The 18,362-nt window shown below is 42.4% G+C and carries 17 protein-coding genes, 6 tRNA genes and 1 rRNA gene; 20 read left to right on the plus strand and 4 right to left on the minus strand.

The window, feature by feature from the left end; translation table 11 throughout:
* The first annotated feature begins 392 nt into the window (after positions 1 to 392).
* From K8O68_RS16025 to K8O68_RS16050, 6 genes are all read left to right on the plus strand, one after another.
* Positions 393 to 1,103: a MerR family transcriptional regulator gene (locus K8O68_RS16025; RefSeq protein WP_230897815.1), complete on the plus strand. Its 711-nt coding sequence runs from the start codon at positions 393 to 395 to the stop codon at positions 1,101 to 1,103.
* A gap of 210 nt (positions 1,104 to 1,313) precedes the next feature.
* Positions 1,314 to 2,099, plus strand: a complete 786-nt coding sequence (locus K8O68_RS16030) for an SDR family oxidoreductase (protein ID WP_230897816.1) — start codon at positions 1,314 to 1,316, stop codon at positions 2,097 to 2,099.
* A gap of 246 nt (positions 2,100 to 2,345) precedes the next feature.
* The gene (locus K8O68_RS16035) at positions 2,346 to 3,380 is read left to right on the plus strand and encodes a processed acidic surface protein (protein ID WP_230897817.1); all 1,035 of its coding nucleotides are present in this window, start codon (positions 2,346 to 2,348) and stop codon (positions 3,378 to 3,380) included.
* Positions 3,381 to 3,410: 30 nt separating this feature from the next.
* Positions 3,411 to 4,145 (plus strand): class D sortase, encoded by a 735-nt coding sequence (locus K8O68_RS16040; RefSeq protein ID WP_230897818.1) that lies wholly within the window; start codon positions 3,411 to 3,413, stop codon positions 4,143 to 4,145.
* Positions 4,146 to 4,504: 359 nt separating this feature from the next.
* Entirely contained in the window at positions 4,505 to 5,932 is a 1,428-nt protein-coding gene (locus K8O68_RS16045; RefSeq protein ID WP_230897819.1) for an LVIVD repeat-containing protein, read from the plus strand.
* A gap of 206 nt (positions 5,933 to 6,138) precedes the next feature.
* On the plus strand, positions 6,139 to 7,548 hold the full coding sequence (locus K8O68_RS16050) for an alanine/glycine:cation symporter family protein (protein WP_230898048.1): 1,410 nt from the start codon (positions 6,139 to 6,141) through the stop codon (positions 7,546 to 7,548).
* A 52-nt stretch (positions 7,549 to 7,600) separates the two neighbouring features.
* Here K8O68_RS16050 and K8O68_RS16055 read toward each other — a convergent pair whose 3' ends face one another.
* Positions 7,601 to 9,433 carry a UbiD family decarboxylase gene (locus tag K8O68_RS16055; protein ID WP_230897820.1) on the minus strand — a complete coding sequence of 611 codons (1,833 nt, stop codon included), beginning with the start codon at positions 9,431 to 9,433 and terminating at the stop codon, positions 7,601 to 7,603.
* A gap of 348 nt (positions 9,434 to 9,781) precedes the next feature.
* Between K8O68_RS16055 and K8O68_RS16060 the strand changes: the two genes are divergently transcribed.
* The 3 genes from K8O68_RS16060 (at position 9,782) to K8O68_RS16070 (ending at position 12,173) form a co-directional block, all read left to right on the plus strand.
* Positions 9,782 to 10,219 carry a DUF2521 family protein gene (locus K8O68_RS16060; protein WP_230897821.1) on the plus strand — a complete coding sequence of 146 codons (438 nt, stop codon included), beginning with the start codon at positions 9,782 to 9,784 and terminating at the stop codon, positions 10,217 to 10,219.
* 71 nt (positions 10,220 to 10,290) lie between these two features.
* Positions 10,291 to 11,004, plus strand: coding sequence for an N-acetylmuramoyl-L-alanine amidase CwlD (gene cwlD, locus K8O68_RS16065; RefSeq protein ID WP_230897822.1), 714 nt, complete (start codon positions 10,291 to 10,293; stop codon positions 11,002 to 11,004).
* A gap of 116 nt (positions 11,005 to 11,120) precedes the next feature.
* On the plus strand, positions 11,121 to 12,173 hold the full coding sequence (locus tag K8O68_RS16070) for a P-loop NTPase (protein ID WP_230897823.1): 1,053 nt from the start codon (positions 11,121 to 11,123) through the stop codon (positions 12,171 to 12,173).
* A gap of 272 nt (positions 12,174 to 12,445) precedes the next feature.
* Here K8O68_RS16070 and gerD read toward each other — a convergent pair whose 3' ends face one another.
* Positions 12,446 to 13,108, minus strand: a complete 663-nt coding sequence (gene gerD, locus K8O68_RS16075) for a spore germination lipoprotein GerD (RefSeq protein ID WP_230897824.1) — start codon at positions 13,106 to 13,108, stop codon at positions 12,446 to 12,448.
* 178 nt (positions 13,109 to 13,286) lie between these two features.
* Here gerD and K8O68_RS16080 point away from each other — a divergent pair, with 178 nt between their 5' ends.
* Positions 13,287 to 13,955, plus strand: coding sequence for a KinB-signaling pathway activation protein (locus tag K8O68_RS16080; RefSeq protein WP_230897825.1), 669 nt, complete (start codon positions 13,287 to 13,289; stop codon positions 13,953 to 13,955).
* 50 nt (positions 13,956 to 14,005) lie between these two features.
* Here K8O68_RS16080 and pdaB read toward each other — a convergent pair whose 3' ends face one another.
* Positions 14,006 to 14,767: a polysaccharide deacetylase family sporulation protein PdaB gene (gene pdaB, locus K8O68_RS16085; protein ID WP_230897826.1), complete on the minus strand. Its 762-nt coding sequence runs from the start codon at positions 14,765 to 14,767 to the stop codon at positions 14,006 to 14,008.
* Positions 14,768 to 14,887: 120 nt separating this feature from the next.
* Between pdaB and K8O68_RS16090 the strand changes: the two genes are divergently transcribed.
* The 8 genes from K8O68_RS16090 to K8O68_RS16125 all read left to right on the plus strand — a co-directional run bounded on the left by K8O68_RS16090 (position 14,888) and on the right by K8O68_RS16125 (position 16,355).
* The gene (locus tag K8O68_RS16090) at positions 14,888 to 15,124 is read left to right on the plus strand and encodes a hypothetical protein (RefSeq protein WP_230897827.1); all 237 of its coding nucleotides are present in this window, start codon (positions 14,888 to 14,890) and stop codon (positions 15,122 to 15,124) included.
* A gap of 84 nt (positions 15,125 to 15,208) precedes the next feature.
* Positions 15,209 to 15,325 (plus strand): 5S ribosomal RNA (gene rrf / locus K8O68_RS16095).
* Positions 15,326 to 15,520: 195 nt separating this feature from the next.
* Positions 15,521 to 15,595, plus strand: a tRNA-Asn gene (locus K8O68_RS16100).
* Between the two features lies 1 nt (position 15,596).
* Positions 15,597 to 15,672, plus strand: a tRNA-Thr gene (locus K8O68_RS16105).
* Between the two features lie 9 nt (positions 15,673 to 15,681).
* Positions 15,682 to 15,756 (plus strand) — tRNA-Glu (locus K8O68_RS16110).
* Between the two features lie 231 nt (positions 15,757 to 15,987).
* Positions 15,988 to 16,062 (plus strand) — tRNA-Gln (locus K8O68_RS16115).
* Between the two features lie 75 nt (positions 16,063 to 16,137).
* A tRNA-Lys gene (locus K8O68_RS16120) sits at positions 16,138 to 16,213 on the plus strand.
* A gap of 66 nt (positions 16,214 to 16,279) precedes the next feature.
* Positions 16,280 to 16,355: transfer RNA gene (locus K8O68_RS16125), tRNA-Ala, on the plus strand.
* A 240-nt stretch (positions 16,356 to 16,595) separates the two neighbouring features.
* Here K8O68_RS16125 and K8O68_RS16130 read toward each other — a convergent pair.
* A complete protein-coding gene (locus K8O68_RS16130) occupies positions 16,596 to 16,778 on the minus strand; it encodes an aspartyl-phosphate phosphatase Spo0E family protein (RefSeq protein WP_230897828.1) in 183 nt (60 codons plus the stop codon).
* Positions 16,779 to 17,013: 235 nt separating this feature from the next.
* On the opposite strand from K8O68_RS16130, the gene sigW reads away from it, so the two are divergent.
* Positions 17,014 to 17,574 (plus strand): RNA polymerase sigma factor SigW, encoded by a 561-nt coding sequence (gene sigW / locus K8O68_RS16135; protein WP_230897829.1) that lies wholly within the window; start codon positions 17,014 to 17,016, stop codon positions 17,572 to 17,574.
* 24 nt (positions 17,575 to 17,598) lie between these two features.
* On the plus strand, positions 17,599 to 18,240 hold the full coding sequence (locus K8O68_RS16140) for an anti-sigma factor family protein (RefSeq protein ID WP_230897830.1): 642 nt from the start codon (positions 17,599 to 17,601) through the stop codon (positions 18,238 to 18,240).
* Positions 18,241 to 18,362: the final 122 nt, after the last annotated feature.

The following is an 18,362-nucleotide window of genomic DNA, read 5'->3' on the forward strand; positions in this document are numbered from 1 at the left end:
GATACAAAATGAATTCAGGCGGTACATCGATAAAAAGTTAAAGCCCCCCGTGACTGAAGGGAGTGAGGGAATACGAAGCACATGTTGCACGTAATAAAAACTTCTCCACCGTATCGCATGGCGATACGGTGGCACTCACGGCGCTGCAGATGCAGAAAAATAAATTTAATAAAAATTTCTTTTCCTCCGTATAATTATCACAATTCATTTACAAAAGCGATTTACATCTCAAGTGACATACACAAGTATAAGCATGCGTGATAAAATGGGACATAAGACTAAATAAAAAAGCGGCTGTTTAAGCGGTCACTGAACAATTAACCCTGGTTTCCGGCAACGCACCGTATCGCCCGGCGATATACTATACAGAACAGTTTTTGAGGAGGTCCGATATGCGGCACGATATACAACCAAACGAGCGGTCTTATACGACAAAGGAAGTGGCGGAAGAGTTAGGAATTGCAACGCCGACTGTCCGTAAATACGGTCAGGTGCTTGAGCGGAATGGGTATGAATTTTTTAAAGAACGGGACCGGCGGGTTTTTGTCCAATCTGATATCGAATCGCTTATAGCGCTGCGCGATACGAATAGGCCTTTGGACGATACAGCTAAAGATCTTGTCGAGCAGCAGAAAAAGAAATTGGAACAGTCGAATGACACACAGGTAACTGTATCCGCCCAATATGATGAGCTCCCTCAGGACCCTAATCAGTTAAAAGAGATCTTAACCGTTTTAGCGGGTGAATTTGCAGCTGCACGTGAAACCAATATGCAGCTCAGAAACGATATGGACCAGCTTAAAACGACGGTGGCGAGACTTCAGCAGGACCACCATGTTATTAGCTCTACAATTGGTAATTCGGCGCAGAAAACAAATTCAAAGATTGAAAAATTAACTGAGCAGCAACACGGTTATTATGAAACCATGCTTGAGCAGGAAAAAGAAAAAAATGAATTTTTACAAAAAGAATTGCAGCAAATCCGGGAAGAACAAAAGAAAGAATGGCGCCTGCAAAATGACTTTAATAAACGTTTAGAGACAACGATAAAAAAGCGTAAAGGACACTACTGGGATAAGCTTTTTGCTCTCTTCCGTAAATGAGAGCCGGGACCCTGTCATATTTACATACTGATAAAACATTATTTTAACTTTTTCTACAGTAAGCTCTTTCTGCTTTTATATAGCAGAAGGGGCTTTTTGCGTGCAAGGAAAGGAGCTCTGGCCCTCAACGCCTTTAAACAGGCCATAGAAGAGGTTTTGGATAAATTCTCCATGGGAACTGCCAACTAGTAACTATAAGGAGGGTTTAAGATGGCAAAAACAATTTTTATAACTGGAGCAGGAAGCGGTTTAGGCAAAGGGACAGCACTGGGCCTGGCTAAAAAAGGGCACAAAGTGATTGCAGGCGTAGAAATTATTTCCCAGGTAACAAGCCTGCGTGAGGAAGCTGAGAGAGAAGGAGTAGAAATGAAAGTAATCAAACTGGATATTACTGATAAAAGAGATCAGGAGCTCATAGAAGAGTATGATTACGATGTGTTTGTTGCCAACGCGGCAATTGGTGAGGGAGGACCTATTTCTGAGATCCCAGTAGACAGAATGCGGGCTATTTATGAAACAAATGTCTTCAGTACGCTGGAGAATGCACAGATTGCAGCCAGAAAATTTGTGAATAAAAAAAGCGGCAAGATTATCTTTCTAAGTTCAATTGTCGGCGTCGTAGCAATGCCTTACTTAGGTGCTTACGGTTCTTCAAAGCATGCCATTGAATCAATCGCTAAGACGATGAAGGCAGAACTTGAAGAATTCGGAGTCCAAGTAGCCACTATTAATCCAGGACCGTTTGAGACTGGCTTTAATGACCGTATGTTTGAGGAAAAATGGAAGTGGTTCAATGATGATGAGAACTTCACTCACAAAGAATCAATTGCTGAAACCGAAAAAATATTGGACGACCAGTATGATCCGAAAGATATGATAGATAAAATGGTTGAAGTGATTGAAGCTGACCATCATCATTTCCGGACGGCTTATCCTAAGGAAGTGGAAGAACAGATGAAGAGCTTTGAAGAGGAAAAATGGGAAGAAAAAGTGTAAGTTTATAAAAAAGCAAAGGAGCCTTTCTTGCCTGACAAGGGCAAGGAAGGTTTTTTATATAGTTTTTTCATTCAAATAATATAAAATGGGCTATCAATTATATTAAAGGATATTGAAGAAAGATATAGGAATATGGAGATAAAATATCTTAATAAATAAATAGGAGATATTTACGTGGCTGACGGTTAGGAATGGGCATATAATCATTTCATGCGTTAAAAGTTCCAAAAATTGGAGGGTGATGTTATGAGATGTTATTTGCTGTTAATGCTATTTGTTTCTGCTATGCTATTTTCTTTTTTACCCCACGTGGCCTCAGCCTCTGTGAACAGCCAGGAATTAACCGTTTATTTAAAAGAGATTGGCTGGTCGCAGGATGAACTGGATGAGTATCTTGATTTTGAATGGGGACTGGAAGTAAAAGACTTCGAGTCAGTGGAAGAGTTGAAGGATTTTCTGGGAGACGTACTGACAGACGAACTTATTGAACAGCTTCTTGCTGACTATGAGATCACGCGTGCAGAATTACATACCCTCTTGGCTGAATACGGCGTGACTTTGGAAGAAATTAAGTTTTATGACGACCTCGATTTTTATGTCTGGGATTATTACTATGATGAAGAATGGGACAGTTGGGATTATGAGGAGTGGGAGTTTGATGAAGACTACAGCGATTTAATGGATTTGTTTGCACAAATCGGGCTGGATGAAGACGAGCTGATCAGGCTGTTTGAGCATCTGGAATATGTGATAGACAATAACCCGGATTTCGAAGACAAGCTGGACAAACTGTTTTACAGACTGATTGCTTTAGGGGATTTCGATACTGCCAGTGAACTTTCGGCAGAACAAATAGCTGAGCTTCTGGCAATCAATGAGGAACTGTTAAATCTTATGGAACTTGAAGCGGTATTTTTCTTTGTAAAGGGTGAGGAAAAGAAGCCGGTGACTTTAGCTGAACTGATAAAGGTAACCCAGCTGAATGGTTTCGATCTGTTAATAGAAATATATAATTTACAAGGAGAATTTCTTGCTGACATTCTATTTACCTCTGACATGTTCGATTCGGATGTGTTTTTAGAGACTGCTGATGAACTTCAGACAGTGACGGAAGAACTGAAAGAAAAAGAGCCAGTCAGCGATGCTAAGCCTGTGGTTAATAAAACTGAAAAAGGCGGTAAACTGCCGGATACGGCCACAAATCTGCCTTTAAATATGTTATTGGGACTTCTTGCGGTGGGAACCGGTGGTGCCATTATCCGTAAGCGGAAAGCAGCCTGACAGGATAAAAACTAAAAAAGGGGATCCGGTATGAAGATAAAGAACTGCTTTCTCTTACTTTTTTCTACAGGGCTGATCGTGGCGGGGCTATTGTTTACTACTACAAATGCTTACACGTTTCTGAAGGGTTATCTTTTATATAAATACAGTGAGCCGGCTTCATATCTTGCTGCAGCAGAAAGTGTAAAAGAACAACCGGTGCCTGTTTCCGGGATGCCTTCTAAGAAAGAAGCAATTTTAGAAGAAAAGATAGATACGGCAAATTCTCAGGGCAGCATGAAAACAGCCTTGTCTTCTTCGGCGCCGAAGGAGAAAAAGGACGTGAAGGTTAAGGATTCCGAACATGTAATGTATACAAAACGGCCGGGCGCCGGTGAAGAATTCGCTTATCTAACTATCCCAAAGCTTAATGCCACCTTTCCTGTTTACCACGGGACTGACGATAAAACACTGGAAAAAGGTGTAGGGCATTATCCAGGAAGTGTCTTGCCGGGTGAGAATGATAATTCCGTCTTATCAGGCCACCGTGACACTGTATTCAGAGAGTTAGGAAAAGTTGGAGAGAAGGATCTCCTTATCGTCACAACGTCTGCAGGGGAATTCACATACAAAGTGAAGCGAGTCAGAATTGTAGATGCGGACGACCGGACGGTGATTGTGCCCCGTCCAAGAGCCACACTCACTGTCACGACCTGCTATCCGTTTAATTTCATCGGTGCTGCACCTAAGCGGTATGTGCTTGAAGCTGTGCTTGTTTCTAACTAAAAGGACCGGCGAGGATATATATCCTGCCGGTTTTTTCTGTTAATAAGAGAGGGGGAAAATAATAAGTCTGTAGCCCTGAAAATTTATATCAAATTTAACTATTTTTACTATTTTTAATGTGAATATAGTGTTGATGCGCGCGGAAATTAGTGTGATCTATTGAAATTTATATAATACAAAAGAGCAAACGATATGTATTCGACATTTTTCGATGAAATTGCGTTTTAAATTAAGGAGATAGTATGTGGAATGTTCGAATTACTGCAGAATTTACCGAATGTTTCGTGTGGCGAATTAACCGCTTGTTCTATATACTTTTTCCTGTAACTGTCCCATCATTTAAAAGGAGGCGTTTTAATTTGAAAAAAAGGAATAAAGTTTTGCTGACATCGGTACTTGCAGGAGCTCTTATGTTAACGTCCGTTGCACCGGCCGGGTTCGCTCATGATGCTTTTGAGGGGATTAACAAAGAAGACCGGGCCCCATTTGACCATGATGCTCTGGAAATGCTGGGGGACCCTGAAGAAAATGGTGATAAAAACCTGAAGTTTCTGCATGAAGCAGCAGCAGAACAAATTAAGGAAATCGATGGCGTTCAGAATAACACAGCAGATGTGTATGCACATAAAGGATTTGCTTATCTTGGCACTCATACCGCCAATGGAGCGAATGGCGGAGTACGTATCTTTGACTTAAAAGACCCTGAAAATCCAAAGGAAATTGGGCAAATTGCTCATGACGTGCCTCATACATGGCAGGAAAAAGTCATTGTCAAAAGAGTAAATACACCGGAGTTTAATGGCGACCTGGCAGTTGTAAGTCTTCAGCAGACGTCAAGAAATAACTCAAGCCGACCGGACAGCATCGGAGGCGCGCTTCTTTACGATGTGTCAGATCCGTATAATCCGGAAAGGCTTGGTTTTTATGAATTAGACCGCCGCATAACCGGAACACATGAATTATACTTAACGACTCAAGGAAACAAAGCCCTTATGCTTGTTTCAAACCCGTATGCTGATTTCTATACATCAGGAGAAGAACGCGATTTTCAGATCATTGATGTCAGTGATCCTGCAAACCCTGAGAAGCTGTGGGAGTTTGACCCTCGTACGTTGGCCGAAGTAGATGAGAGTTTTAACGGCTATCACTGGGATGCTCCTGACGGCCATACCCGTCCGGTGTTTAACCACAGTGTCATTACTGATAACAATGGCCACTACGCCTATGTGTCGATGTGGGATCTTGGGACTGTCATCTTTGATATTAGGGATCCTGAGAACGCAGAATACTTAGGCCGAACAGAATTTGCTGATGATCAAAAAGGCGCAGCACACTCTGCAGCGCTTGCAAGAGGTGGAAACATCCTGATTGAAACCCGTGAAGTCGCAAACCCGCACGGTGAGGGATATGAGAGTGCTTACGGTTACACCCGCATATTTGATATTAAAGATAAATCAAATCCGGTACTGTTAAGTGAATTTAAGACAGATTTAACATATGATTTCTCAGATCCTGTTATCTCATTCGCTAAAACTGTCCATGACCCTAAAGTGCGCGGGAATACTCTCTACTTGTCCTACTACTCAGGCGGAGTGATCTCTGTCGATATTACAGATCCGTCAAACCCACAGGAAATAGGGCGTTATACTCCTGACCAGGGGAACGTCTGGGGCGTGTTTGTTGACAGGAATTATGTGTTAGCTTCCGATATGGGGCAAGGGCTGAAGGTGCTTCTAAAAAACAATAGTCAACCGAATAGTTCAAACAACCAGCGTATGAAAAACTGATAAGTCTGGTAACAGAAAATACGGGGCGTCCTGCAGGACGTCCTGTTTTCATTATTTCTGTGAAACGGGGACAGGGTATGATTTGAAAATATGTAAAATAAAAGGTTTGTAATCCTGCAGAGAGGGAAATAAACGCTGAACGTATTTTTAGAAAGGTGAGTGGTAGCTTGGATCAATGGTTTTCGCAAGACACGTGGATAGGAGAAATGGTAGCTGCAGGTAATGATTTGCTGTGGACTTATATTTTAATTGGTTTCCTGCTTATATTAGGCCTGTATTTAACAATAAGAACTAATTTTGTCCAGTTCCGCATGCTGCCTACGATGGTGAAAGAACTGGTGAGCGGGACAGACCGCACCGCTTTTAAAGAAAGAAAGGGCACAACCCCTTTCCAGGCTTTTGCTATTAGTACGGCTGCACGGGTAGGGACAGGTAACCTTGCCGGGGTTGCGCTGGCTATTTCAGTCGGTGGACCGGGGGCAATTTTCTGGATGTGGATCGTAGCGTTAATAGGTGCAGCGACAGGGTTTATTGAAAGTACGCTCGCTCAAATTTATAAGGTGAAAGACAAAGACGGTTTCAGGGGCGGGCCTGCCTACTATATGGAGAAGGGCCTTGGGTCCAGGTGGATGGGTCTGTTGTTTGCTGTTCTTATCGTCTTATGTTTCGGGCTGATTTTTAACAGCGTGCAGACGCACACGATATCAGATGCATTTGTAGGTGCCTACAACATCAATCCGATCGTAGTCGGAGCCGTTATGGCAGCCATTATGGGAATTATCGTTTTTGGCGGTATCCGGCGCATTGCGGTAGTGGCAGAAGTGATTGTTCCTATTTTTGCTGTTACATATATTATTGTCTCGCTTATTATCGTAATAATAAATATTACCGAAGTCCCTGCTGTATTTGCGTTAATTATTAATAATGCTTTTGGTATTCAGGAAGTAGTTGGAGGCGGGATCGGGGCCGCTATTATGAATGGTGTGCAGCGCGGATTATTCTCCAATGAAGCCGGGATGGGGAGTGCGCCGAATGCAGCTGCAACCGTTTATGTGAACCACCCGGTTAAACAGGGGCTTATACAGTCATTAAGTGTATTAATCGATACATTAATTATATGCAGTGCCACCGCTTTTATTATTTTGCTTACCGATGTTTACACTGTAGGGGACATGGAAGGAATACAGTTAACCCAGACGGCTTTATCTGCCCATATGGGTGACTGGGCGACCGGGTTTATTACAATAGCGATCTTCTTCTTTGCTTTCAGCTCGTTATTAGGGAACTACTATTACGGCGAAACAAATATTGAGTTTATCTCTGAAAAACCAATTTATTTGCTTTTATTCCGCATCGCTTTCCTTGGAATGATTATGGTTGGAGCGACAAGTGATTTAGAGAACATCTGGGAAATGGCTGATCTGTTTATGGGATCGATGGCAGTCGTAAACCTCATTGCAGTTGCTCTGCTTGCCCATATAGCGATCAAGGCACTGAAAGACTTCCAGCAGCAAAGCAAAAACGGGCTTGATCCGGTATTTTACAAAGACAGTATTAAAGGGTTGAAAAATATAGAGAGCTGGGAAAATAAAAATAAAAAATCTAAGATTAAATAAGTAAAAGCTGGGCTGACAAGGGAAATTGTCTGGCCCAGCTTTTTATATAAGCTTAAATATCCAATTCGCCCAAGCTCGCTCCGTAGCGGAAGAACCTTTCAATGTTTCTTTCCACTTTGGCGTCAGCCGTTAATGGAGGCGCATGGTGCGGTTTAATGCGGGCGTCAATAATCATATTGTCGCATCCCCAGTGCTTGTTCTCATAATAGCTCCTGATCCCGTATATATCATGGGAAGGGTTACTGCGTGTAAAAGCAGCCCATAGAAAATTGCTCATTGTTTTACTTAAAAAGCTGCTGTCATCACAGGCGATAATCATCGGGCACGAAGCCAGGTCCCCGCGTTTTTCCATTTCGTTCGTGAACATATTAAATTCTTTCTGAGCTGTGCCGTAATCTTTAAATTCCGGTCCTTCAACAGCAACGACCCCCGGCATGACTAATTTTGGATTTTTAAAAGTCTCGAGGCCGTTTAACTCCTCAGGGACTGCGGTACATAATTCCCGCTTCTTATCCCCGTAAGCTGCGATGACTACTTTACTTCCGGTATTCAGGCCTTCCCCGGAATAATCAAGCGTATCAATTGTTGTATTCGTCTGGAAGTGAAGGTCGCGGCGAAAGTCCAGGCGTTCAAGGATATAAGCCAGGAAGTCCTGTTCATAGTGCGTATCAAGCGGTTCTTCCTGTTCGGCGGTAATAAAGAGATATTTGGCAAGGCTCAGCTGGCCTGTCCCAAGAATACGGTTAGCGATAGTCAAAAGTTCCTGCGGCCGCTTCACCTTCTCAAACGGTGTATATCGTTCGCTCCCAATTGCAAACAGCAATGGATGCACACCAGCGGCATCCACCGCATGAACTTCCTGTACGCCCGGAATCTCCTGTTTTACAGCATCGCCAGTGAGTTCATGAATGATGGCTCCAAACGAGGTATCTTCCTGCGGTGGCCGGCCGACTACAGTAAAAGGCAATATGGCTTTTTCTTTTGCGTATACTTTATGGATTTTCATTACTGGAAAGTCATGAATTAAACTGTAATACCCTAAATGGTCACCAAAAGGGCCTTCCGGTTTTGTGTCTTCCGGATAAATCTCACCCGTAATCACAAAGTCCGCATCATGGCTGATGCAGTAGCCGTCAATGTAGCTGTATTGAAAGCGCCGCCCTGCAAGTAAACCTGCAAACGTCATTTCACTCAGGCCTTCCGGAAGAGGCATAACTGCTGAAAGAGTATGGGCAGGAGGGCCGCCGACAAAAATACTTACTTTTAAAGGTTCTCCTTTTTTGGTGGCTTTATGCTGATGCACCCCAATGCCGCGGTGAATCTGATAGTGCAGCCCTGCCTCTTCATTCAGGTTATAGTCATTGCCGTCGAGCTGCACACGGTACATTCCTAAATTGGAATTCATAATGCCGGGCTTGTCCGGATCTTCTGAGTACACTTGGGGCAATGTGATGAAAGCACCTCCGTCCTCAGGCCAGTGTTTAATTAACGGAAGATCGGAAATGTTAATCTCACGGGCACAGACGGGACCGCCGCCCTTTTTTTGCTGTGGAAGAGCTTTTAATGCCGAAAAGCCGGAAGAGACATTTTTAATAGGCTGTTTTAATGCTTTCACCGGATCGTTACGGACAGCCATCACATTTTGGACGCCCTCCCAGGTTTTCCGGAAAATAAACTTACTTCTTTCAACCGTGCCGAAAAGGTTTGATACGGCCCGATACTCAGAGCCTTTTACATTTTCAAACAAAAGCGCAGGTCCGCCTGCTTCATATACTTTTAAGTGAATGGCAGCCATTTCAAGGTGAGGATCCACTTCCTCTGTAATTCGGATTAAATGGCCGTGCTTTTCCAAATCATTAACGCATTCTTCCAGGTTACGGTACATAATGAAGGACTCCCATCTATACAAAAATAATCTTTAACTTATAAAAAAGGTATTCACCAACTATTTTACGTGAATTACGAAAAAAATGCAGGCTATTATGTGACAATTAGTTTTTACAAATAAATGAAGACGAAAACACAATCACCCGGTGCAAGCATTAAAATAACAAAAATAAAGAGGGCATCCAGTAAAAAACATCCTGCTGTTAACACAAAATGCGGTCCAGGCAGCCATTCCTGATCATTTTAATTTTCTGCTCCCACCTATACCATATATTTGCCCTTATTAAAAAGTCCATTAAAAGGACACTAAGGGTACGAATCAGTTAGTAAAGGAGCCGCATTAACGATGAATGTCATTTTCACACTAGGAGAAAAGCGCAAACAGAAACAGTGGAAATATCAACGGAGCATGCTCCGGTCATTATCTGTGAATGAGATGAAAAAAGATATTCAGCGCCGGTTTTTTGCTCATTCAATAGAAGAAACTGTCTCACAGCTGTATTTACAGGATTTTTGCCTTGATATTGGTATCGATGCGTACTTGTTAGGTGCTGAGTATGCCCGATTCGGATATTTTGGCGAATCGGAGTTTACAGTGATGCAGCGCTGTGCAGAAGAAATATCAGCGCAGATTGAGCATACAGCAGCCCAATTTACGGCGTGGATGAACCTGGATGAAGCACAAGCCGAAGTGTATAAAGAAGTAGCGACTGGATATATCTATGAATGGTGGCGTAAAGGATTTGATGAAGGCAAGAAAAAGTACCAGTTAAAATTGCATTAGTCTGCAGTCGGGTTTTAAACATAATTTTTCCCTTGTCCCATATATATATTACAGGCAGGGAGGGGGAAAATATGAAAAAATGGTGGGGGTTATTATTAGGTGCGGCACTGGCCTTGGCGGCTGTACTGGTCATCATACCTGTACTTTTTTCCACGGAAGATTCTACAGGTTATGGCGTGCCTCTTTCTGGTAAGATGATTGTAATTGACCCTGGTCACGGAGGCGTCGACGGAGGAGCAACTTCGAAAAGCGGGCTGCTTGAAAAGGATGTAAGCCTGGAGATCAGCCTCATTCTTCGGGATTATCTGCAGGAAGCGGGTGCTCTTGTTATTATGACCCGAGAGGAAGATAAAGACCTTGCTTCTGCGGATACAAAAAAAATCCGTTCACGGAAAGTGGAAGATTTGAAAGAGCGTGTTCGCAGGATAAACAGTTCTGAGGCGGATTTATTTATCAGCATCCATTTGAATGCTATAGGAGAGGCAAGATGGAGCGGGGCACAGACGTTTTATAACAGAGCTATCGAAGGAAACGAAAATCTTGCAAAGCACGTTCAGAATGAGTTGGTCAGAAATTTAGAAAACACCACCCGGCTTGCAAAGCCTATACAGAATGTTTACCTTATCCAGCAGGCAGCCATTCCCGGTGCACTTGTTGAAGTTGGTTTCCTTTCAAATCCTGTAGAGGCCGAGCTTCTTGGAGACATAAAGTACCAGCAAAAAGTCGCAGCTTCAATCTATACAGGTATTTTAAGGTATACAAATAATGAGCCTTTACCTGAATAAGGCTCATTTCTCTTTTAGATGTGATCTATATCAACATGACCACGGTTTTTATATGTTATAATATCCCCGTAGAGGAAATCGGATACATATACGATAAGATAAAGGAAGGTGTCTTCATGTTAACAGAAGAACAAGTGTTACAAGCTCTGGAGCCTGTTAAAGACCCTCATTTACAAAAGTCTTTAATTGAAATAGGTGCTGTTAAAGAAATTAAAATTAAAAAAAACCTCGTCAGTTTGAAATTGGCGATCGCTCAGCCTGGTACAGCTGAGCAAATGCAGCTTCAGCAGGAAGTTGTAAACGCAGTTAAGAATGCAGGGGCCGAATCAGTAGGCCTGCGCTTTGAAAAGCTTGCTGACGAAGAAGTTGCGAAACATGGCGGAGCAGCAGCAGAAGAAGAGGAAGGAAAATCCCTTTTAGACAATAAACGCACGACGTTTATCGCTGTAACGAGCGGTAAAGGCGGTGTAGGGAAATCAACAGTTTCTGTCAACCTGGCGACGTCGCTTGCAAGGAAAGGTAAAAAAGTCGGTATTATTGATGCGGATATTTACGGTTTCAGTGTGCCGGATATGATGGGGATTGAAGAACGGCCAAAAGTTGTCGGTCAGCGTATTTATCCGGTTACGCGTTTTGATGTGCAGGTTATTTCCATGGGCTTCTTTGTGGAAGATAACTCGCCGATTATTTGGCGCGGCCCGATGCTTGGTAAAATGCTGAACAACTTTTTCAACGAAGTGGAGTGGGATGATCTGGACTACTTAATCCTTGATCTTCCTCCTGGAACAGGAGATGTAGCACTTGATATTCATTCTATGCTTCCGCAGTCCAAGGAAATCGTGGTGACAACCCCTCACGCAACCGCAGCTTTCGTTGCTGCCCGTGCAGGTGCCATGGCTCTTAAGACAGAGCATGAAATTCTCGGTGTGGTCGAAAACATGGCTTATTTCGAAAGCAAATTGACAGGAGAGAAAGAGTATGTCTTCGGGCAAGGCGGCGGACCGAAACTGGCTGAAGAACTTCAGACTGAAGTTCTGGCCCATATCCCGTTAGGACAGCCGGAAATCGATGAAGAAAATTTTGCTCCGTCAGTATATGAGACAGAACATCCAATTGGAAAAATTTATATGGAAATGGCTGATAAAGTTATTGGCAAAATAGAAGATTAAATAAGGAAAACTGCCCCAATTGTGAGGGGCAGTTTTTTTATTTCAGAGCCGCAGCGCGAGTGAGTGATGCACACTGGATAATTAATCGGTTAATTATCTCAACTCCGGTATCTGTAAAAGTTCTATGCAAGATAAAAAGCGTGAACTCGGTTCGGCACCGAATTCACGCCTTAAAACCAGTCTGACAAATAACCTGCGCTTTCTGCAGCTCAACCCAGTCCCCCATAAAACGCTCTGATTTATACAGGACCTCTCATTGCGCCCTGCTTATATTATCCCGCAGACTCTGCCTGTTCACCTTCCGGCTCGTCACCATTAGCACCCCGCTCATCTTCGTCGCGTTCATCCGTATCCTCTTGTCTCTGGGCGGCTTCACCGCTTTTCAGCTCTTCTCTTGCTATCTGCTGCAGGAGCTCACTTACTCTGGCTACAAAAAGCGGGCTTTCCATTGCTTCAGCAACTAGAGCCTGTAACTGGTTTCTGTAAGTTTTGGTTTGCATTAATTCCAGGTAGTCTTCTTCCATTTCCGGATCGCGAAGGATATCCTGCATCATTCCCTGATACTCAGGATCTCTCATAAGCCCTTTTAACAGTTGTTCATTTTGTTCCTGCATGCTTACTGCAAAAGTTTCGGCAAATTCAGGATCTTTCATTACTCTTTCCCAATATTTCCGGCCTTTCTCGGAAGCAAGTGTCGTCTGGATGGTGTCTTTAATAAACTCCTGTTCCATGACGAGCTGTTCTCTCATTTCTTCTCCCTTAAGTACTTCCTGGATCGCTCTTTTTCCTTCCTCGGTTTGAAGAACGTCGACTACCATCTGTTTTGTTTCTTCGTAATCTGACTGGGAAGAATTGTTTCCATCGTCCAACACAGCGCAGCCGGTTGAATTAAAGATCATTCCCAATAGGAGTATAATTGCTGTTTTTTTTAACATAATCCCAGCTCCCTCTATTATCGCTATTTTTAATATGGGATTAGGGTAGAGTTTTTATGCAAAAAATGACCGGGCGGAAAGGTGAAAGTAAAAAACATAATATGACATCGCTCAACAAAAAAGTAGCGCGATAAATTTAAATTTTGATACAATAAGGAATGGATTGGGGGAAAAACAAGTGAATTCAAGAAAAGTGGTTTTCTTATTTAATTCAACCTTTTTAATTGGGACAACAGCCGGTTTCATTATCGGGATGATTCTGGACTGGCAGACACATATGAACGACTTAAGTAATCTTAATTTTGGCGGGCTGGCGATGGTTATTATAACGTCAGCTATCTGGACGGTCATTGCCCAGATGGGATTCTTCGCCTATTTAACGGTCCACCGGTTTGGATTAGGAATATTTAAATCTGTTCGCTTATGGAATAAAGTACAGGTAGTCATCATCCTGTTTGCTTTATTTGATTTAATGTTTTTCAGGCATTTCTTCTTTGCTGAAGAAGGAGAGTCTATGCTGGGGTACACAATTATGCCGCTTATGCTTCTTGCCTACGGCCTGATTGTGGCAGCAATTAAAAGTAAAGAAACAGACCGGACAGCTTTTATCCCTGCATTGTTTTTTATGGTGGTAGTCACCATGATTGAATGGATTCCAGCGTTAAGAGAAAACGATTATAACTTTCTTATAAGTGCCATCGTTCCTCTGCTCGTGGCTAACACATGGCAGATCCTCGTTCTTCATCACCTGCATCGGCAGCCTAACGGCAAACAGCCAAGTGCGGCTGGTTCAGGACAGGTTAAGAATAAAAGTGCTGCAAAAAAAGGAGCTCAGTCCAAAAAGTAACAGGGCTGAGCTTTTTTTATATAAGGCTTAGTAAGGGAGGTAAAGCCTCATTAATTAATTTCTTCTGCTTTCACTTCAGCTCCGGTTAAAAGCTGGGAAACCGTGACAAAGGAAAATCCTTCTTTTTTCAGCTTATCCAGTGCAATTGGCAAAGCTTCAGCTGTCTGTTTGGCTGAATCTGAAGCATGAAAAAGAAGAATGTCTCCGTTTTCTACATTAGTTGTTGTATTTTCTACAATTGCTTCCACTCCAGGATTCTCCCAGTCATGCGAATGGATGCTCCAGTGAATAACATCGTAATTTAATGATTCAGCTACATTAAGTACCCGTTCATCAAAACTCCCATTAGGAGGTCTTAACAGCTGAGGCGCTTCCTCTGTTAATTCTGATAAAATTTGATGAGCTTTTTGGATATCTTTTTTAATTGCCTCTTCCTCCCAGCGGGTGTAATGTTCGTGGCGGTAACCATGGCTTCCGATCTCATAACCTGCTTCAGTAATTTTATTCAATAATTCCGGATGTCTTTCAGCCCATGCTGCCGAAACAAAAAAAGTGGCCTCATCAACATTTTCTTCTGCCAGAATATCGAGAATCGGATTTAACTGCTCTTCGCCCCAGCTGATATCAAACGTTAATGCGAGCTCAGGCCTTTCAGCGTTAACTCTGTGAATGGCCGCCGGCTCACCCTCAGGTGAAAAAACCGGAAGGAGTGGTGATTCGACATATAAAATCCCTGCGGTAAAAAAAGCCGCAATCCCGATAATCATATATCTTTTTAGCATTTTAGCATGCCAGACCCAAATAAAATTCATTGCATATTAGCCCCCTTGTCCCTCGTTTACCACATATGTATTCGAAGGACAGGCAATTATGAATAAAATTGCGGAGATTGGAAAATAATTTTTAAGACGATAAAAAAAGGGGGCGCTCGTATGCTCGGATTTATGTGTAACGGTAAAGAGGCTGAAGAGATGGAGTATCTTCTCAAAAGAGAACTTGAAGAACTGCTGCTGGATCTGACAGACGACCGTTTGGATGGACTTATTCGCCATTCTATGGAAGAGCGTTATAAAATTATTTATAAATTGTACAAGCGTTTTGCTTCGCCTAAAGATATTATAAAATACGTTCGAAAACCTTCAACAAGATTTTCTAAAAATAAAATTTAAAAATTAGACAAACCTCTTGATTTTTTTAAGTAAAAGTAGTAAGATAGCAAATGTCTCACAAAGAGGATAGTTTTGTGATTCGAGTTTAGTGACGATCGCGGAGAGGTCACACCCGTTCCCATGCCGAACACGGAAGTTAAGCTCTCCAGCGCCGATGATAGTTGGGGGCTCTCCCCCTGTGAAAGTAGGACGTCGCTAAGCTCACCCATTTCAGTGGGTTAGAGAGCAGCAGACGAAGAGATTCGCCGCTTATTGCATTAAACCTTTTTATTGGGAAGAAGCAAGAAGGTCAAGGATGCAAGCGAAAGAGAACCGGAGTGTACCAGGACGTACATGAGGATTCGAGAGAGAGCAGCAGACGAAGAGATTCGCCGCTTATTACCAATAAAACATTATTCCACAGTAGCTCAGTGGTAGAGCAATCGGCTGTTAACCGATCGGTCGTAGGTTCGAATCCTACCTGTGGAGCCATGCTTCCTTAGCTCAGTTGGTAGAGCGCATCCATGGTAAGGATGAGGTCAGCGGTTCAAGCCCGCTAGGAAGCTCCACAATATCCAGGCCCGTTGGTCAAGTGGTTAAGACACCGCCCTTTCACGGCGGTAACACGGGTTCGAATCCCGTACGGGTCACCATTTTTTTTACGAATTGCAGGCAAAGCAATTTGTTTTTCTTTGTAAAGGTCTTATGATACACCGCCTCAGCTTCCTTTTTTGGCAGCAGTCAGCAGGTCTTAAAAACAGGAGCGGCAGCTTGTCAGCCACCAAAAAAGTTTGTATATTTTCTATTAAGAAGGGGTATCGTAATTAGTACAGTCTTTTCAGCATACGTATTCAACACTTAGAATGAAAAACATTAAATAATACAGGGCTATAGCCAAGCGGTAAGGCATCGGATTTTGATTCCGTGATTCGCAGGTTCGAATCCTGCTAGCCCTGCCATTTTTCTTTTTTAGGCAGTTTTTTTTATTTTGTACATCTATGGGAAAATAACCACGACCTCTGAAGAAAGACTGCGAGCCATTAGCTCAGTTGGTAGAGCATCTGACTTTTAATCAGAGGGTCGAAGGTTCGAGTCCTTCATGGCTCACCATTTTTTTTTGGACTGAATGAGCATCATTTAATAATATCAGAAATACACCTTTGAAATGACAACAAAGGGGCCTTAGCTCAGCTGGGAGAGCGCCTGCTTTGCACGCAGGAGGTCAGCGGTTCGATCCCGCTAGGCTCCACCAGATATGAAACTAATCACCTTGATCATATTCAAGGTGTTTTTTTATAAAGTTTAACTGGGAAAAAAAGTTCAGGACAAGAGTTGTGTTTTTGAGGACAAGAAAAAAGGGGATAAATCCCATATGCTCCAAATGACCGTCTCCTTGGGAACACCTGCGCTTTATAACCGGTCGCATCTTTTTATGGTCTTTTCAAACAAAAAACAGCCATACTTTAAGATGGCTGAAAGTATAATTATTTATTTATCTTTCGTGGATTTGCAATGACTGGTACTGATTAAGCAGCTGGTCTAAATAAGCGCTTGTTTTTACTACTTCATCAGATGTGCGCATCATTTTTTCAGATAAAAAATGCATTTTCGTGCGCACAACTTCAATTTCATGAAGAAGTTCTTTCCTGGAAAGGGTGTGTACAGCCATACACATGAGCACCAACCTCCATTAATATTAATAACGTACCCGTTTTTCTTAATTTTCAAAAACCTATCTTCTCTAACTTATCTTTAAACTACCCTCTGTCATTTTTTAGTAAACATGGTTTTTATTGAAATAGGCTATTTTTTTTCCGTTTTTAAGTGCTACAATGAATGTTGTCAAAGTGAAACCTTTTTTTAAGTGTAACGTATAGTAATTAACCGCAGTGAAGCGGAGGTTATGCGGTATGGATATAGTTGTAAAAAAAATTATAGCAGAAGTCAAAAAAGGCAATCAGCAGGCGTTTGCCGAACTGATGGATTTGTACAAGGATAAAGTTTACCATATAGCTTATCGTATGCTCGGAAATGTACATGAGGCACAAGATGTCGCTCAAGAAGCCTTTCTTAGGGCCTACACTAACATTGACTCTTACGATATTAACCGTAAATTTTCCACGTGGCTTTTTAGAATTGCCACTAATCTGGCCATTGACCGGATAAGGAAAAAGAAGCCGGACTTTCATCTGGAAGATCAAGTAGCAGGAACAGAAGATCTTACATATTATTCGCAAATCTCAGCAGATGTTGACCTCCCTGATGACCAGGTCGTACAACTGGAAATGCAGGAATGGATTCAACAGGAAATTATGGAACTTCCTCCCAAATACAGATCTGCAATCATTTTAAAATATTTAGAGGATCTTTCATTAAAAGAGATAAGTGAAATATTAAATCTTCCAGTAGCAACGGTAAAAACACGGATTCACCGTGGAAGAGAGGCGTTGCGTAAGCGACTGAGGGATTAATAGTCGTGGAAAGGAGACAGAATGATGGCTTGTTCACAAGAAAACCAAAAGCTTATTCATAAATATTTAGATGAAGAGATGACTTTGCTGGAAAAAAAGCAATTTGAAGCTCATATAATGACATGCGACGAATGCCATGCCCAGCTGCGGGAACTGAGAAAAACTGTGGCGATTATTCAGAGTGCTTCCCACTTTGAAGCCCCGAAAGGCTTCACTGAGAACGTTATGAAGCAGCTCCCAAAGCAGTCTAAATCACAGACGTGGAAAAATTTTATGAGAAAACATCCTTTCATTTTAGCAGCTGCCACGTTCTTTCTTATCTTTGCTGTCAGTCTGTCTGCTGCATTTTCCGATGATGATAAAGAAATTGTAGTCAAGGGAGATGGGCAGTTTATTGTTGATGAAGCGCGCGGAGTGGTAATTATTCCGGAAGGCGAAAGTATTTCCGGGGACTTGATTGTACGAAATGGCGATATAGAAATTGCCGGCGAGGTAACCGGGAATATAACAGTGATTAATGGGGAGTATCTGCTCGCTTCGGCAGAGCAGGTTTCAGGAGAGATTGAGGAAATAAACCAGTTTATGGACTGGCTCTGGTTCCAAACGAAATCTTTCTTCTCAGAGGTCGTCAACTTTGCAGATGATTCAGAGAGCGATAATAACTAAAGAGGCTTGAACAAAAGAATAGTAACCTGGAAGACATCCGAACAATATATTGTAAATATTGTTTGGATGTTTTTTTGTTGGGAAGGGATTTCAGTCCGCCACGTGGGCGCTTGACCCGGGAG

This window comes from Salipaludibacillus sp. CUR1 (assembly GCF_021028955.1).
Classification (GTDB): Bacteria; Bacillota; Bacilli; order Bacillales; family Salisediminibacteriaceae; genus Salipaludibacillus.

Coding starts and splice junctions, on each gene's coding strand:
- K8O68_RS16025 (WP_230897815.1), top strand. CDS start 393: ATGCGGCACGATATACAACCAAACGAGCGGTCTTATACGACAAAGGAA.
- K8O68_RS16030 (WP_230897816.1), top strand. CDS start 1,314: ATGGCAAAAACAATTTTTATAACTGGAGCAGGAAGCGGTTTAGGCAAA.
- K8O68_RS16035 (WP_230897817.1), top strand. CDS start 2,346: ATGAGATGTTATTTGCTGTTAATGCTATTTGTTTCTGCTATGCTATTT.
- K8O68_RS16040 (WP_230897818.1), top strand. CDS start 3,411: ATGAAGATAAAGAACTGCTTTCTCTTACTTTTTTCTACAGGGCTGATC.
- K8O68_RS16050 (WP_230898048.1), top strand. CDS start 6,139: ATGGTAGCTGCAGGTAATGATTTGCTGTGGACTTATATTTTAATTGGT.
- K8O68_RS16055 (WP_230897820.1), bottom strand. CDS start 9,433: ATGTACCGTAACCTGGAAGAATGCGTTAATGATTTGGAAAAGCACGGC.
- K8O68_RS16060 (WP_230897821.1), top strand. CDS start 9,782: ATGAATGTCATTTTCACACTAGGAGAAAAGCGCAAACAGAAACAGTGG.
- cwlD (WP_230897822.1), top strand. CDS start 10,291: ATGAAAAAATGGTGGGGGTTATTATTAGGTGCGGCACTGGCCTTGGCG.
- K8O68_RS16070 (WP_230897823.1), top strand. CDS start 11,121: ATGTTAACAGAAGAACAAGTGTTACAAGCTCTGGAGCCTGTTAAAGAC.
- gerD (WP_230897824.1), bottom strand. CDS start 13,108: ATGTTAAAAAAAACAGCAATTATACTCCTATTGGGAATGATCTTTAAT.
- pdaB (WP_230897826.1), bottom strand. CDS start 14,767: ATGAATTTTATTTGGGTCTGGCATGCTAAAATGCTAAAAAGATATATG.
- K8O68_RS16090 (WP_230897827.1), top strand. CDS start 14,888: ATGCTCGGATTTATGTGTAACGGTAAAGAGGCTGAAGAGATGGAGTAT.
- K8O68_RS16130 (WP_230897828.1), bottom strand. CDS start 16,778: ATGTGTATGGCTGTACACACCCTTTCCAGGAAAGAACTTCTTCATGAA.
- sigW (WP_230897829.1), top strand. CDS start 17,014: ATGGATATAGTTGTAAAAAAAATTATAGCAGAAGTCAAAAAAGGCAAT.
- K8O68_RS16140 (WP_230897830.1), top strand. CDS start 17,599: ATGGCTTGTTCACAAGAAAACCAAAAGCTTATTCATAAATATTTAGAT.